This window comes from Knoellia sp. 3-2P3, from assembly GCF_029223115.1.
Taxonomy (GTDB): Bacteria; Actinomycetota; Actinomycetes; order Actinomycetales; family Dermatophilaceae; genus Pedococcus_A.
The window spans coordinates 671,266-686,678 of sequence record NZ_JARGZE010000001.1 but is presented as its reverse complement, the minus strand read 5'-3'; the positions used below and the strand labels follow the sequence as shown (position 1 = coordinate 686,678).

The following is a 15,413-nucleotide window of genomic DNA, read 5'->3' as shown; positions in this document are numbered from 1 at the left end:
GGCAAGGTCCACCGGTTCGGGTGAGGCCGGGACGGCGGAGGACCCACCCGTGCCCCCTCGGGCGGGAGCGCTGTGGTTCAGCCGCGAGAAGGGCTGCGGCGGCCGAGGTTGCGGCGGGCGAGGTCCTCCTGGGCCATCCGGCGCAGCGAGGTGATCACCGGCTCGGTGAGCAACGTGCCGAGGACGGCGAACGTCGTCGCCTCCTCCCGGCCCAGGCCGCGCAGCCCACCGAGGTCGGCGCGGGCGATGTCCGAAGCCGCGCCCACGTAGGTCTCGAGCACCTCCTCGCCCAGGGGCTGGCCGGCAGCGTCCATGGCGTCGAGCGCGGCGGCGAGGGCGCGGGCGTGGCGCCCGTCGGGCTCCACCCGCCAGCGCCGGCTCCGGATGAGGCGCGCCACCCGCTGCGTCGACCCGGCCGACGGCTCGACCGACGGCTCCGGGGAGAGCGCGGTGTGGGCGCTGCCGATGGCCGCGTCGAGCGGGCGGGTCTCGTCGTCGACGGCCTCGAGCACCTCTCGCACCCGGGCCAGGCTCATGCCGGCCACGGTGACCAGCGCCCGGATGAGCCGCAGGCGCTCCACGTGCCGCTCCTCGTAGCGCGCCCGGGTCGCGCCGGTCGCCTCGCCCGGCGGCAGCAGGCCCTCGCGCAGGTAGAACTTCACCGTCGCCACCGGCACGCCGCTGCGCTCGGAGAGCTCGGACATCCACATGGGCCGATCTTGACACATTGGATAGTTGGTTATCCAATATTGGTGAGTTCACTATCCAATTCCGCATCCCAGGGAGACGCCATGCTGTCCGACGAGAGCCGCATCCTGGCCGGGATCCTCCTGCTGTCCCTCGTGACGGTCGAGACCGGCGGCCTCTACCTGCTCAGCATCGTGCGCGGCCGGGCCGAGGTGACGCCCTTCCAGGAGAAGTTCGCCCGCGCCGGCCACGCCCACGCGGGGGTGCTGCTCCTGCTCGCCTTGGCCTGCCAGCCCTTCGTCGACGCGAGCGGGCTCGACGGCGCCCTCGGCTGGCTGGCGCGCTCCGGGGTGGCAGTGGCCGCCCTGCTCATGCCGGGCGGCTTCTTCTTCTCCTCCATGGGCGCCGGGCGCACCAGACCCAACCGGCTGATCGCCCTGGTCTTCGCCGGCGCGGCCGTGCTCGCAGTGAGCCTGACGACCCTGGGCCTCGGCCTCCTCGTGGCCTGACCGGCGCCCAGAGGACCCCTCGTTAGACTCGCCCCCGTGACGACCCCGCAGGTCACCAGAGAGCTCGTCGAGGCGGCCGAGCCGGTGGCGCCGAGGAGCACCGCGGGACCGTCGCGATGACGTTGACGGCCGCCCTGCTGCTGGGCGTGGCGGCCCTGCTGATCGGCTACGCCAAGACCGCGATCGGCGGCCTGGCCAGCATCTCGATCGCGATCTTTGCCAGCGTCATGCCCGCGCGGGAGTCGACCGCGGCGATCCTCCTGCTGCTCATCGTGGGCGACCTCGTGGCCGTCTGGCACTACCGACACGACGCCGACCGGGGGCTGCTGCGCCGGCTGATCCCCGCGGTCCTCCCCGGCCTCGTGCTCGGCGCCGCCTTCCTCGCCGTCGTCGACGACACGGTGCTGCGCCGCTCCATCGGCGTGCTGCTGCTGGTCATGGCCGGCTTGCAGCTCCTCGTGCGGCGCAGACCGCCCGACAGCGACACCATCGGGTCCTCGCGCACGGCGGCCGTCGGCACCGGCCTCGGCGCCGGATTCGCCACGATGACCGCCAACGCCGCCGGTGCGGTCATGACGCTCTACCTCGTCGCCCAGGGCGTGGAGAAGCGGCGTTTCCTCGGCACCGGAGCCCTGTTCTTCTTCGGGGTCAACCTCTGCAAGGTGCCCTTCAGCGCCGGGCTCGGGCTCTTCTCGAGCCAGACGCTCCTGCGCACCCTGGCGCTCGCGCCGATGGTGCTGCTGGGAGCCTGGGCGGGTCTGCACACCGCGCGCCGGTTGAGCCAGGCCCGGTTCGACCAGGCCGTGCTGGCCGCGACGGTGGTCTCCGCGCTGGCCCTCGTCGTGCGCTGATCTCATCCGGTGGGATCGCGGCGCACCGCCGCACACCGGATCCAGCAGGCGCCCTTGACGGGACCACCCCCCAGGCCTCACTCTGTGCGTCGTGAGAGCGCTCTCACACATGAGAGCGCTCCCAAGACTGCTGAACCAGGACAAAGGAGTTCTCATGCCCAACCGTCGAATCGCCCCGCTGGCCGCCGTGACGGCTGTCGGCCTGCTGGCCGCGCTCACCGCGTGCGGCACGGAGGACTCCTCCGCCGAGGCCCAGACCGGCACCAAGAAGGTCACCCTGACCGTGGCCACCTTCAACCAGTTCGGCTACGAGGACCTCCTCACCGAGTACCAGAAGCTGAACCCCAACGTCACCATCAAGCACAAGAAGGCGGCCACGACCAACGAGGCCCGCGACAACCTCAACACCCGCCTCGCCGCGGGCAGCGGGCTGAGCGACATCGAGGCCGTCGAGGTCGACTGGCTGCCCGAGCTCATGCAGTACTCCTCGAAGTTCAAGGACCTCAAGTCCGACGACGTTCAGGGTCGCTGGCTCGACTGGAAGACCGCCGCCGCCACCGACGCCAAGGGCCGCCTCATCGGCTACGGCACCGACAGCGGCCCGGAGGCGATCTGCTACCGGTCGGACCTCTTCGCCAAGGCCGGGCTCCCCAGCGACCGCGAGGCCGTCGCCCAGCTGCTCGGCAACTCGTGGGAGAGCTACTTCGCCGCCGGCCGCCAGTTCAAGGCCAAGACCGACGTGCCGTGGTTCGACTCCATGGGCGCGACCTACCAGGGCATGATCAACCAGGTCGAGTCGACCTACGAGAACAAGGACGACGGCTCGATCATCGCCACGACCAACCCCGAGGTCCGCAAGACCTTCGACGCCGTCGTCAGGGCCGGCAAGGACGAGGGCCTCTCGGCCGGCCTGCAGCAGTGGAGCGACGACTGGGTGGCCAGCTTCCAGAAGGACGGCTTCGCCACGATGCTGTGCCCGGGCTGGATGCTCGGCGTCATCGAGGGCAACGCCAAGGGCGTCAAGGGCTGGGACGTCGCCAACACCTTCCCCGGTGGCGGCGGCAACTGGGGCGGCTCCTACCTGACCGTGCCGACCCAGAGCAAGAACCAGGCCGAGGCGCAGAAGCTGGCGGCCTGGCTCACCGCGCCGGAGCAGCAGATCAAGGCCTTCGTCAAGGTCGGCGCCTTCCCGAGCCAGACCAAGGCGCTCGAGAGCGCTGACCTCACGAACGTCAAGAACGCGTTCTTCAACAACGCACCGACCGGTCAGCTGTTCGCCGAGCGCGCCAAGGCCGTGACCGTGACTCCATACAAGGGGGCGAAGTACTTCCCCATCAACGACGCGATGCAGCAGGCGCTCACGCGCGTCGAGGACGGCTCGATGACGCCGGCCCAGTCGTGGGACCGCTTCGTGGCCGACGTCAAGGCCCTCGGCTGAGCGGTCGGCTCCGGCTGACCTGCTGAGTCGGCTGGCAGCCCCGGGCGGCCGGTGAGACACCGGCCGCCCGGGCGCCACCGAAGGAGACCCCCGTGACAGACCACGCACTGCCCCTCGCGACGCGGAGGCGGTCGGCCGCGCGCCAGCGCCTGAGCCGCTGGGACGCGCGCGTCGCCCCCTACCTCTACATCTCCCCGTTCTTCGTCCTCTTCGCCCTCGTCGGGCTGTTCCCGCTGCTCTACACCGCCTACGTCTCGCTGCACGACTGGAACCTCATCGGCGGCAGGGGCGAGTTCGTCGGGGTCGAGAACTACGCCACCGTGCTCCAGCAGGAGTACTTCTGGCGCAGCCTGCGCAACACCCTGAGCATCTTCCTGCTCTCGAGCGTGCCGCAGGTCGTCCTCGCCATCCTCATCGCTGCCGCCCTCGACACCAGCCTGCGGGGCCGCACGTTCTGGCGGATGGGCGTGCTGCTGCCCTACGTCGTCGCCCCCGTGGCCGTCGCCCTGATCTTCAACGACCTCTTCGGTGACCGGTTCGGCCTCATCAACCAGGCCCTCGGGCTGGTGGGCATCGACCCCGTCCGCTGGCACGTCGACGTCATCCCCAGCCACCTGGCCATCGCCACGATGGTCAACTTCCGCTGGACCGGCTACAACGCCCTGATCTTCCTCGCGGCGATGCAGGCGATCCCCCGCGACTACTACGAGGCGGCCCTCATCGACGGGGCCGGGCGGGTGCGCACGTTCTTCTCGCTCACCGTGCCGCTGTTGCGCAACACGATCATCTTCGTCGTCATCACCTCGACGATCGGCGGCCTGCAGATCTTCGACGAGGCGCGCATGTTCGACCAGGCGGGCCAGGGCGGCGCGGACCGGCAGTGGCAGACCCTCACGCTCTTCCTCTGGCAGACCGGGTGGGGCCAGCAGAACTTCGGGCGGGCCGCGGCCGTCGCCTGGCTGCTCTTCCTGCTGATCGTGCTGATCAGCCTCGTGAACTTCCTCATCACCCGCCGCATCGCGGCAACAGAGTCAGGAGGCCGGCGGTGAGCGCTCCCCCCATCGTCCCCCAGAGCGCCCTCGCGAATCGCCAGGTCCGGGGCCCCGGGCCGAGGGCACGCCGAGGGCACCAGCAGGGCACCAGCAGGGCGACCCCCATGGTCTACGCCTTCCTCGTCGTCGTATTGCTCGCCTCGGTGTTCCCGCTGTGGTGGTCCTTCCTCATCGGCAGCAAGGACGCCTCCGCCATCAACGCCGGGCAGGTGCCGCTGCTCCCCGGCGGCAACTTCTTCGCCAACGCGAAGACGGTGCTCGACACGGTGCCGTTCTGGACCGCCTTCCGGAACAGCGTCATCGTCTCGGGAGTCGTCTCGCTCTCGGTCGTGGCCTTCTCGACGCTCGCCGGCTTCGCGTTCGCCAAGCTGCGGTTCCGCGGCCAGAAGGGCCTGCTCGCCTTCGTGGTCGCCACGATGGCCGTGCCGACCCAGCTCGGCGTCGTGCCGCTGTTCATCCTCATGGCCAAGCTCGGCTGGATCGGCAGCCTCGGCGCGGTGATCGTCCCTGCCATGGTCAACGCGTTCGGCGTGTTCTGGATGACGCAGTACCTGCGCGAGTCGCTGCCCGACGAGCTGGTCGAGGCCGCCCGGGTAGACGGCTGCTCCATGATCCGCACCTTCTGGCACGTCGCCCTGCCGGCGAGCCGGCCCGGCGCCGCGATGCTCGGCCTGTTCACCTTCATCGCGACGTGGACCAACTTCTTCTGGCCCTTCATCGTCCTCGAGCCCGGCAACCCGACGCTCCCCGTCGCGCTGCAGCAGCTCCAGGCCGCCTACTACGTCGACTACTCGCTCGTCCTGGCCGGCGTCGTGCTGGCCGCCCTCCCCCTCATCGCCCTCTTCGTCGTCGCGGGCCGTCAGCTCGTGGCCGGCATCATGCAAGGAGCCGTCAAAGGATGACCACCACAGCCCCCGCACCCGCCACCAGCACGACCAACAGGGCGCTGCCCGCCGGCTTCGTGCTGGGAGCCGCCACCGCGGCATACCAGATCGAAGGCGCCGCCTTCGAGGACGGACGCACCGCCTCGATCTGGGACACCTTCAGCCGTGTCCCCGGCGCGGTCCTCGGCGCCGACAACGGCGACGTGGCCTGCGACCACTACCACCGCTACCGCGAGGACGTCGCGCTCATGGCGCGGCTGGGCCTGGACTCCTACCGGTTCTCCACGAGCTGGGCCCGGGTCTGCCCGGACGGCGGACCGGTCAACGCCCGCGGCCTCGACTTCTACGAGCGCCTCGTCGACGAGCTGCTCGCGCAGGGCATCGCGCCCTGGCTGACCCTCTACCACTGGGACCTGCCGCAGGCCCTGGAGGACCGCGGCGGCTGGACCAGCCGCGAGACGGCCGGGCGCTTCGTCGACTACGCCCTCGCCGTGCACGACCGCCTCGGAGACCGGGTCACGACGTGGACCACGCTGAACGAGCCGTGGTGCTCCTCCTTCCTGAGCTACACCGCAGGCGTCCACGCCCCCGGACACACGGACGTGCGGGCCGGCCTGGCTGCGGCGCACCACCTCATGCTCGCCCACGGCCTGGCCACCCGGGCGCTGCGCGAGCGCGACCCGCAGCTGAGCCTCGGCCTCACGCTCAACCACACCGTGCCCGACCCGCTCGACCCCCAGGACCCCGGCGACGTCGATGCCGCGCGGAGACTCGACGCGCAGATGAACCGGGTCTTCCTCGACCCCATCTTCCGCGGCGCCTACCCGAAGGACCTGCTCGACGACGTGGCCGGCATGGGCCTCGAGGACGTCGTGCAGGAGGGCGACCTCGAGGTGATCTCGACCCCGATCGACGTCCTGGGGGTCAACTACTACCAGGGCGAGCTCGTCAGCTGCCGTCCGCCGGAGCAGGCCGTGGCCACCGAGGCCGACACCGGCCGCCCGACCCGCTCGCCCTTCCCTGCCGCCGACGACGTGCACCGCCACCCCCGCCCGCTGGCGAACACCGCCATGGGCTGGGAGGTCCAGCCCGAGGGCCTCACCCGCCTGCTCGTGCGGCTGCACGAGGAGTATGCCGGGCCGGCCGGTACCGACCTCTACGTCACCGAGAACGGCGCCGCCTTCGACGACGTGGTGTCGCCGGACGGGGCCGTCCACGACCACGCGCGGGCTGCCTACCTGCGCGACCACCTCGGCGCCGTGCTCGACGCGGTCGACCGGGGCGTGCCGGTCAAGGGCTACTTCTACTGGTCGCTCATGGACAACTACGAGTGGTCCTGGGGCTACTCCCAGCGGTTCGGTATCGTCCGAGTCGACTACCAGACCCAGGAGCGGACCATCAAGGACAGCGGCCACCTGTACGCCCGCGTCATCGCCGCGCGGGCCCTCGACCTGCCCGGGGAAGGGTGAGCCGCGCCGAGGCCACCGTGCCGGCCCGGCCGACCCTCGAGGAGGTCGCGACCGCGGCGGGGGTCTCCCGCGCCACCGTCTCCCGCGTCGTCAACGGCTCGCCGAAGGTCAGCCCGCAGGTGCTCGCCGCTGTCAACGAGGCCATCGAGCGGTTGGGCTACGTGCCCAACCGGGCGGCCCGCTCGCTGGCGGCACGGCACACCATGGCGATCGCCCTGGTGGTCCCCGAGGACGCGCACCGCGTCTTCGGGGACCCCTACTTCGCCGACGTCGTGCAGGGGATCAGCGACCGGCTCGACGACAGCGAGTACGTGCTCAACCTCCAGCTGACGCACCCCTCCTCGCCGTCGGAGAAGACTCGCAACTACCTGCGGGGCGGCAACGTCGACGGCGCCATCGTCGTCTCGCACCACACCGGCGACCACTTTCTCACCGGCCTCGACCCCGACCTGCCGGTGGTCTTCGGCGGTCGGCCCATGCTCGGCGACGGGTCGGCCCAGCTGGCGCCCTACTACATCGACGCCGACAACCTCGGCGGGGCGCGGACGGCCACCCAGCACCTCGTCGACCTGGGGCGCACGCGCATCGCCACGATCACCGGCCCGGAGGACATGCCGGCCGCCATCGACCGCGAGACCGGGTGGCGCCAGGTCCTGGCCGAGGCCGGGCTCCCCGACGACCGCCTCGCACGCGGCGACTTCACCATCGCGGGGGGCCTGCGCGCCGGGCTGCAGATCGTGCGCGAGCACCCCGACCTCGACGCCATCTTCGTCGCCTCCGACTTCATGGCCCGGGGTGCCCTGCTGGCCTTCGAGCAGGCCGGGCTGCGCGTGCCGCAGGACGTCGCGGTGGTCGGTTTCGACAACAGCCTCTACGCCACCCGCGGCGAGATCGGCCTGACGACGGTCGACCAGCACACGGTGCAGATGGGCCAGGCCATGGCCGACAAGCTGCTGCGGCTGCTGGCCGGCGAGCCGGTCGAGCACGCGACCGTGCTGCCCACGACCCTGGTGGTGCGCGAGTCGGCCTGACGGCCAGCCGCTCCGCCCCTCGGTGGGCCGGTCACCCACCCGCCTCCGGCGTGCGTGGCTCGGGCAGGCGCACCGGCAGCGCCATGGTGAGCGCCGCTGCCGCTCAGGCGTTCTGGGGGAAGCCGAGGTTGATGCCGCCGTGGCTGGGGTCGAGCCAGCGGGAGGTGACGACCTTGCCGCGGGTGAAGAAGTGCACGCCCTCCATGCCGTGGGCGTGGCTGTCGCCGAAGAGGCTGTTCTTCCACCCGCCGAAGGAGTAGTAGGAGACCGGCACCGGGATCGGCACGTTCACGCCGACCATGCCGACCTCCACCTGGCGCTGGAACTTGCGGGCCGCACCACCGTCGTTGGTGAAGATCGCGGTGCCGTTGCCGTAGGGGTTGTCGTTGATGAGCTTCAGCCCCTCCTCGTAGGAGCGCACGCGGACGACCGACAGCACGGGACCGAAGATCTCGTCGTCGTAGATGCTCATCCCGGGCTTGACGTCGTCGAAGAGGGTCGGCGCCAGGAAGTAGCCGTCCTCGCCCCCGTCGAAGTCGCCGTCGCGGCCGTCGACGACCAGGGTCGCGCCGTCGCGCACGCCGGAGTCGAGGTAGGAGGCGACCTTGTCGCGGTGCTGCTTGGTCACCAGCGGGCCCATGTCGCAGCCCTTGGTGCCGTCACCGGTGCGCAGCTTGCCCATCCGGTCCTTGATCTTCTCGACCAGCTCGTCGGCGATCGGCTCGACGGCGACCAGCGCCGAGATCGCCATGCAGCGTTCGCCCGCAGACCCGAAGCCGGCGTTGACCGCGGCGTCGGCGGCGAGGTCGAGGTCGGCGTCGGGCAGCACCAGCATGTGGTTCTTCGCGCCGCCGAGGGCCTGGACGCGCTTGCCGTGGGCCGTGCCCGTCTCGTAGACGTGGCGGGCGATCGGCGTCGAGCCCACGAAGGAGACCGACTTGATGTCGGGGTGGGTCAACAGTGCGTCGACCGCCTCCTTGTCGCCGTTGACGACGTTCATGACGCCGTCGGGCAGGCCGGCCTCCTTCCACAGCTTCGCGATGGCGATCGCGGCCGACGGGTCCTTCTCGCTCGGCTTCAGGACGACCGCGTTGCCGCAGGCGATGGCGATGGGGATGAACCACATCGGCACCATGGCCGGGAAGTTGAACGGCGAGATGACCGCGACGACGCCGAGCGGCTGGCGGATCGAGTAGACGTCGACGTTCGACGAGGCGTTCTCGCTGAAGCCCCCCTTGAGCAGGTGGGGGATGCCGCAGGCGAACTCGGCGACCTCGAGGCCGCGGGTCACCTCGCCGAGCGCGTCGTCGAGCACCTTGCCGTGCTCGGCCGTGATGAGCGCCGCGATGTCCTTCTTGCGCTCGTCGAGCAGGTTGCGGAAGGCGAACAGCACCTGCGTGCGCCGGGTGAGCGAGGTGTCGGCCCAGCCCTCCCAGGCGGCCCTGGCGGTCGAGACGACCTCACCGACGAGCTCGGCGGAGGCGAGGTCGAGGACGCCCGTCTGCTCGCCGGTCGCGGGGTTGTGCACGGGGCTGGTGCGCTCAGCCGTGCCGGTCCACGACTGTCCGCCGATCAGGTGGGTGATGCGGGTGGGAGTGCTCATGGCGTGTCCTTCGGTGCTGGTCCTGGAGTGTGGTACTGGGTGTGGCGTCGGGGTGTGGTGCCCATGACCGGCGCTCAGGCCGTCGTGGGGAGGGCCGCTCGGTCTGCGAGGTCGACCGTGACGGGCCGGCCGGTGGTGAGCGACTCCATGCCGGCGGTGCAGACCGCCGTGGCGGCATACCCGTCCCAGCTGGTCGGGCCGACCACCTCGCCGCGCCGGCTGGCGTCGACCCAGGCCTGCACCTCCCGGTCGTAGGCCACGGCGAAACGCTCCCGGTAGTCGCCGGGGACCGTGCCGCCCCAGGTGCCGGGCTCTGTGCTGGGCCCAGTGCCGCCCGCGCCTGCCCATGTCAGGTGGAGGCTCGAGAGGTTCTGGCCGACCGTCACGGTGCCCCGCTCGGCGACTGCCTCGCAGCGCACCTCGTAGCCGACCTGCGCGTTGACGAAGACCTCCGAGGTGACCATGCCTCCGCCCTCCATGCGGAAGAGGGCGACCTGCGGGTCACGCACCCCCTCCTGCGCGGCGCTGGTCGGCGTCGGCGACAGCACGGTGATCTCGGTGACCTCCTCCCCGAAGAGGAACCGGGCCACGTCGACCTCGTGCACGAGCGAGTCACGCACGATCATCTCGCTGCGAAACGAGGGGTCGGGCACGGACTTGTTCCGGTGGATGTTGTGCAGCAGCAGGGTCCGGCCGAGCTGCCCGCTGTCGAGCACCTGCTTCATCTGGGCGTACTCGGGGTCGAACCGGCGCATGAAGCCGACCTGCACGAGCGGCCGGCCACCCTTCGCCTCCGCCTCGACCACCCGCAGCGACGACTCGCTGTCCATGGTCAACGGCTTCTCGCAGAGCACGTACCTGCCGTGCTCGAGGCAGGCGAGCACCTGCTCCTCGTGGACGAAGCCGGGTGAGGCGATGATGACGGCATCGACCTCGTCGTCGGCGACGAGGTCGAGCGGGTCGGCGATGGTGCGGACTCCCTCGAAGCCGGCGGCGAGGCGGGCGGCCCGTGCCCCGTCGGGGTCGGAGACCGCCACCAGACGGGCACCAGCGACGCGGCGGGCCACGCGCTCGGCGTGGTCGGCTCCCATCAGGCCCACACCGATGATGCCGACCCTGAGCGGTGGTGTCATGGCGTGGTGCTCCTCGGGCTGGTGCGGGCCGGCGCGACCAACGGGCGCTGGCGGGCCTTGTGGTCGATGTAGTCGGCGTAGGCGGTGCGGGTGGTCTCGAGCTCGGCGACCTCGCTGACCGGCACGTCCCACCACGACTCGTTGTCGGGCGCGTAGACGGTCGGGTCGGTCTCGACGTGGATGACGACCGGCCCCCCGTCGGCCGGCCAGGCCTTGGCCTCCTTGACGGCCTGGGCCAGCTCGTCGGCCGAATGGACCTCGATGACGTGGGCGCCGAGACTGCGCGCGTTGGCGGCGAGGTCGACCGGGAGCTTCTCGCCCTCGAGCCGGCGCGAGGTCGCGTCGCGGAAGCGGTACCTCGTGCCGAACCGCTGGGAGCCGAGCGACTCCGACAGCGAGCCGATCGAGTGGAACCCGTGGTTCTGCACCAGCACCACGACGACCTTGACGCGCTCCTGCACGGCCGTGACGAGCTCGGTCGGCATCATGAGCCAGCCGCCGTCGCCGACCATCGCGAACACGTCGCGGTCGGGCTCGGCCAGCCGGATGCCGATCGAGGCCGGCACCTCGTAGCCCATGCAGGAGTAGCCGTACTCCACGTGGTAGGCCTTGCGGTCGCGCACCCGCCACAGCTTGTGCAGGTCGCCGGGCATCGAGCCGGCCGCGCAGAGCACGACGTCGCGCGGGTCGGTGAGCTCGTTGACCGCACCCAGCACCTGGGCTTGGGTGAGCAGGCCGGGGGCGAGGGCGTCGGTCACCTCGGCCGGCGGGTGGTAGGCCGCCTCCACCTGCGCGTCCCACTCGGCCCACAGCTGCGCCTGCCGCTCCCGGTAACCGGGCTCCACGGCATACCCCTCCAGGGCCTGCGTGAGCGCGCTGAGGGCCTCGCGGGCGTCGGCGACCACGGACAGGCCGGCGTGCTTGCCGGCGTCGAACCGGGCGATGTTGATGTTGACGAAGCGGACGTCCTTGTCCTGGAAGGCTGTCCGTGAGGCGGTGGTGAAGTCGCTCCACCGCGTGCCGACGCCGATCACCAGGTCGGCCTCGGCGGCGAGCGCGTTGGCAGCGGTGGTGCCCGTGGAGCCGATGGCCCCCATCTCCTGGGCGTGCGCGTGCGGCAGCGACCCCTTGCCGGCCTGGGTCTCACCCACCGGTATGCCGGTCTGCTCGCACAGCGCGCGCAGCGCCTCCTCGGCGCCGGAGTAGTGGACGCCGCCCCCAGCCACGATGAACGGCCGCTTCGCGGCGCGCACCAGCGCGGCGGTGTCGTCGATGTCGACCTGCTCCGCCGGTGGGCGGGCGATGCGCCAGACCCGCTCGGCGAACAGCTCGACGGGCCAGTCGAAGGCCTCGGCCTGCACGTCCTGCGGCAGGGCGATGGTCGCCGCGCCGGTCTCGACCGGGTCGGTCAGCACCCGCATGGCCCCCAGCAGGGCGGCCGGCAGCTGCTCGGGCCGGTTGACCCGGTCGAAGAACTTCGACAGCGGGCGGAAGGCGTCGTTGACGGTGACGTCGGGGGCAGCGGGCTGCTCGAGCTCCTGCAGCACCGGCCCGGAGACCCGGGTGGCGAAGGTCCCGGACGGCAGCAGCAGCACCGGGATCCGGTTGATCGTCGCGAGCGCCGCACCGGTGAGCATGTTGGTCGAGCCGGGGCCGACCGAGGCGGTGCACGCCCAGGTCTGCAGCCGGTCCTTCTGGCGGGCGTAGGCCACCGAGGTGTGCACCATGGCCTGCTCGTTGCGGGCCAGCACGTAGGGCAGCGGGTTCTCCTCCTCACGGCCCTCGTGCTCCAGCTCGTTCTGCAGCAACGCCTGGCCCAGCCCCGCGACGTTGCCGTGGCCGAAGATGCCGAAGCACCCGGCGAAGAGCCGCTGCCGCTGTCCGTCGCGCTCGCTCCACTGGTTGGCCAGGAAGCGCACCACGGCCTGCGCCACGGTGAGCCGGACGGTCTGGGTGTCGGTCATCACTGCCCTCCGAGCGGGAGTCGCGGGTCGACGTCCTGGGACGTCCAGGTCTGGCGCACCCAGCCGTGCGCGGGGTCGTCGCAGATCAGCCAGGCGCGCTCGGCACCGGGACCTGCCATGACGTTGAGGTAGTAGAGGTCGTAGCCGGGCGGGGCCATCGCCGGCCCGTGCCAGCCGTGGGGCACCAGCACGACGTCGCCGGTGCGCACCTCCGCCAGGACGTCGATCGGGCGGTCGTCGGTGCCGTAGACCCGCTGGTAGCCAACGGGATCGGCACCCTCGGGCGCCGGGGCGCCGCCCTCGACCTGGGTCTCGAAGTAGTAGATCTCCTCGAGCTCGGTCTCGACGCCCTCGCGCTCCTCGTCGTGCTTGTGCGGCGGGTAGGAGCTCCAGTTGCCGCCCGGGGTGATGACCTCGCAGGCGATGATCGAGTCGGCCCCGAGCACCCCGGGGATGCCGAAGTTGCGCACCTCGCGGCTGGCGATGCCGGCGCCGCGCAGCTCGACGGGCACCTCGCCCGCCTCGACGTGGCGGAACGCGGGGGTGTGCCGGGCGGACGCCCGCGCCCCGCAGACCGCCAGCCGGGCGGGGCCGCCGGTGGCGGTCACGGTCAGGGCCGTGTCGCGGGCGACGTAGGCGACGTCGGTCGGGCCGGCGAACACCGACGGGCGGCCGGCGAGGGCGGCCTTGCCCTCCTCGCACTCCACGGTCACCGACCCCGCGAGCGGCACGACGACGTGCTCCCACTCCCCTGCCGGGACCTCGCGGCTCTCGCCCTCGGCCAGCCGTCCGGCATACAGGCTGGTGTGCTGCCAGCCCTCGACACCGGCGTCGATGACGACGTCCCAGCCGTCTCGAGCGGCGGAGCCGAGGGGGCGCACCCAGCGGTCGTTGTCGCTCATCGGGCTCCTCCGTGCACCAGCTCGGCAGCGATGTCGACGGCGGCGGCGACGTCACCATCGGGCGGGAAGAGCAGGGCCCGTCCGACGACCAGGCCACGGACTGCCGGCAGGTCGAGGGCCCTGCCCCACGACGCGTAGGTGTCCTGCGGGTCGCCCTGCGGGTCACCGCCGAGCAGCAGGGTCGGCAGCGTGGTGGCGTCCATCACCCGGGGCAGGTCGTCGACCACCGGCAGCTTCAGCCAGGTGTGGGCGCTGGTGGCGCCGAGGCCGGAGGCGATGTGGATCGACCTGATGGTCGAGTCGGGGTCGAGCAGGTTGGTCACGCGGCCGTCGCGGCGGGTCGACAGGAACGGCTCGACCATCGCCATCAGCCCGTGCTCCGCCAGCTCCGTGATGGCTGTGGCGCTGGCCTCCAGCGTGGAGACCGTGCCAGGGTCGTCGAGGTCGATGCGGGTGAGCATCTTGCCGCCGTCGAGGCCGCCGGCGGCGATGTCGCGGGCCCGGTAGGCGGTGAAGCGGTCGTCGAGCTCGAAGGTGGAGCCCTGCAGGCCGCCGCGGTTCATCGAGCCGATGACGACCTTGCCCTCGAGCGCACCGAGCAGCAGCAGGTCGTCCAGGATGTCGGGCGTGCCGAGCACGCCGTCGACCCCGGGGCGCGACACCGCGGTGGCGAGGCGACCCAGCAGCTCGCTGCGGCTGGCCATCGCACTCCTGTCGTCGCGGACGCCGAGCGCCCCTCGGGCCGGGTGGTCGGCGGCCACGATGAGCAGGCGGCCGTCGGGCCCGACGAGGTCGCGCCGGCGGCGGTCGGCCCACGACTGCGTGATGCGGTGCGGGTCGCGCACCCGGATCTCGGTCAGGTCGGCGACCGACACGGTCGGGCTGGTCGACATCACGCCTCCTCTGCGGCGGCGTGTGCCGCGATGGGCTCGCGAGAGGCCAGGTGCTCCTCGACCTCGGCCTCGGTGGGCATGGCGGTGGAGCACTCCAGCCGCGAGGCGACGATGGCTCCCGCGACGTTGGCGAACGTCAGGATGCGGCGCAGGTCCCAGCCGTTCAGCAGGCCGTGGCACAGGGCGCCGCCGAAGGCGTCACCCGCGCCGAGGCCGTTGACCACCTCGACCGGGAACGGCGGCACCTCCACCCGCTCGTCGCTGGTGGCGGCGAGCACCCCTTTGGGTCCCTGCTTGACGATGGCCAGCTCGACACCGCGCTCGAGCAGGGCGTCGGCGGCGCGCTGGGGGTCGGTCTCCCCCACCGCCACCTCGCACTCCTCGCGGTTGCCCACCGCCACGGTCACGTGCTCGAGCGCCGCGGCGACCTGGGCGCTGGCCTCCTCGGGGTGCGGCCAGAACATCGGCCGGTAGTCGAGGTCGAGCACCGTGTGGCGGCGTCGGCCCCGGGCCTCCCAGGCTGCGAAGTGCGCGGTGCGACTCGGCTCCTGCGACAGACCGGTCACCGTGGCCCAGAAGATCTGCGCCTGCCTGATGGCCTCGAGCGGCAGCTCGTCGGCCTCGATCATCAGGTCGGGGGCGATCGGGTAGCGGTAGAAGTACAGCGGGAAGTGGTCCGGCGGGAAGATCTCGCAGAAGGTGACGGGGGTCGGAGGGCCGTCCACCTCGGTGATGAAGGTCGGGTCGACCCCCAGGCGGGCGGCCTCGGCGCGCACGTAGCGGCCGAAGGCGTCGCGGCCGGTGCGGGTGATGAGGGCTGCGCGGCGACCGTAGCGGGCAGCCGCCACCGCGACGTTGGTGGCACTGCCGCCGAGGAACTTCTGGAAGGTCTGCACGTCTTCGAGGCCCACCCCGCTCTGCAGCGGGTAGATGTCGGCGCTGATGCGCCCCATCGCCACCAGGTCGTATGCCGTGCCGTCACCGTTCGCCGTCATGG

At 71.7% G+C, this 15,413-nt stretch carries 14 protein-coding genes; 7 read left to right on the top strand and 7 right to left on the bottom strand.

What is annotated here, in order from left to right; all coding sequences use genetic code 11:
* Positions 1–77 precede the first annotated feature (77 nt).
* Positions 78–710, bottom strand: coding sequence for a MerR family transcriptional regulator (locus P0Y31_RS03305; RefSeq protein ID WP_275866631.1), 633 nt, complete (start codon positions 708–710; stop codon positions 78–80).
* Positions 711–791: 81 nt separating this feature from the next.
* Between P0Y31_RS03305 and P0Y31_RS03300 the strand changes: the two genes are divergently transcribed.
* From P0Y31_RS03300 to P0Y31_RS03270, 7 genes are all read left to right on the top strand, one after another.
* Positions 792–1,196 (top strand): hypothetical protein, encoded by a 405-nt coding sequence (locus P0Y31_RS03300; RefSeq protein ID WP_275866630.1) that lies wholly within the window; start codon positions 792–794, stop codon positions 1,194–1,196.
* Positions 1,197–1,312: 116 nt separating this feature from the next.
* The gene (locus tag P0Y31_RS03295; RefSeq protein WP_275866629.1) at positions 1,313–2,047 is read left to right on the top strand and encodes a sulfite exporter TauE/SafE family protein; all 735 of its coding nucleotides are present in this window, start codon (positions 1,313–1,315) and stop codon (positions 2,045–2,047) included.
* 154 nt (positions 2,048–2,201) lie between these two features.
* Positions 2,202–3,485, top strand: coding sequence for an ABC transporter substrate-binding protein (locus P0Y31_RS03290; RefSeq protein ID WP_275866628.1), 1,284 nt, complete (start codon positions 2,202–2,204; stop codon positions 3,483–3,485).
* A gap of 92 nt (positions 3,486–3,577) precedes the next feature.
* Positions 3,578–4,534, top strand: a complete 957-nt coding sequence (locus P0Y31_RS03285; protein ID WP_275866627.1) for a sugar ABC transporter permease — start codon at positions 3,578–3,580, stop codon at positions 4,532–4,534.
* A 107-nt stretch (positions 4,535–4,641) separates the two neighbouring features.
* A complete protein-coding gene (locus tag P0Y31_RS03280; RefSeq protein ID WP_345803611.1) occupies positions 4,642–5,439 on the top strand; it encodes a carbohydrate ABC transporter permease in 798 nt (265 codons plus the stop codon).
* On the top strand, positions 5,436–6,890 hold the full coding sequence (locus P0Y31_RS03275; protein ID WP_275866625.1) for a GH1 family beta-glucosidase: 1,455 nt from the start codon (positions 5,436–5,438) through the stop codon (positions 6,888–6,890). Before P0Y31_RS03280 ends, P0Y31_RS03275 begins: the two co-directional genes overlap by 4 nt.
* On the top strand, positions 6,887–7,921 hold the full coding sequence (locus P0Y31_RS03270) for a LacI family DNA-binding transcriptional regulator (RefSeq protein ID WP_275866624.1): 1,035 nt from the start codon (positions 6,887–6,889) through the stop codon (positions 7,919–7,921). The genes P0Y31_RS03275 and P0Y31_RS03270 overlap by 4 nt, the downstream gene beginning before the upstream one ends.
* A 103-nt stretch (positions 7,922–8,024) precedes the next feature.
* Here the strand turns inward: P0Y31_RS03270 and P0Y31_RS03265 are convergent, their stop codons facing one another.
* The 6 genes from P0Y31_RS03265 to iolC all read right to left on the bottom strand — a co-directional run bounded on the left by P0Y31_RS03265 (position 8,025) and on the right by iolC (position 15,411).
* Complete coding sequence (locus P0Y31_RS03265) at positions 8,025–9,524, bottom strand: CoA-acylating methylmalonate-semialdehyde dehydrogenase (RefSeq protein ID WP_275866623.1); 1,500 nt, start codon at positions 9,522–9,524, stop codon at positions 8,025–8,027.
* Positions 9,525–9,598: 74 nt separating this feature from the next.
* Positions 9,599–10,657, bottom strand: coding sequence for a Gfo/Idh/MocA family oxidoreductase (locus tag P0Y31_RS03260; protein WP_275866622.1), 1,059 nt, complete (start codon positions 10,655–10,657; stop codon positions 9,599–9,601).
* Positions 10,654–12,621, bottom strand: a complete 1,968-nt coding sequence (iolD, locus tag P0Y31_RS03255; protein WP_275866621.1) for a 3D-(3,5/4)-trihydroxycyclohexane-1,2-dione acylhydrolase (decyclizing) — start codon at positions 12,619–12,621, stop codon at positions 10,654–10,656. The genes P0Y31_RS03260 and iolD overlap by 4 nt, the downstream gene beginning before the upstream one ends.
* A complete protein-coding gene (gene iolB, locus P0Y31_RS03250; RefSeq protein ID WP_275866620.1) occupies positions 12,621–13,523 on the bottom strand; it encodes a 5-deoxy-glucuronate isomerase in 903 nt (300 codons plus the stop codon). The genes iolD and iolB overlap by 1 nt, the downstream gene beginning before the upstream one ends.
* Positions 13,520–14,416, bottom strand: a complete 897-nt coding sequence (locus P0Y31_RS03245) for a deoxyribose-phosphate aldolase (protein ID WP_275806145.1) — start codon at positions 14,414–14,416, stop codon at positions 13,520–13,522. Before P0Y31_RS03245 ends, iolB begins: the two co-directional genes overlap by 4 nt.
* Positions 14,416–15,411, bottom strand: coding sequence for a 5-dehydro-2-deoxygluconokinase (gene iolC / locus P0Y31_RS03240; protein WP_275866619.1), 996 nt, complete (start codon positions 15,409–15,411; stop codon positions 14,416–14,418). The genes P0Y31_RS03245 and iolC overlap by 1 nt, the downstream gene beginning before the upstream one ends.
* Positions 15,412–15,413: the final 2 nt, after the last annotated feature.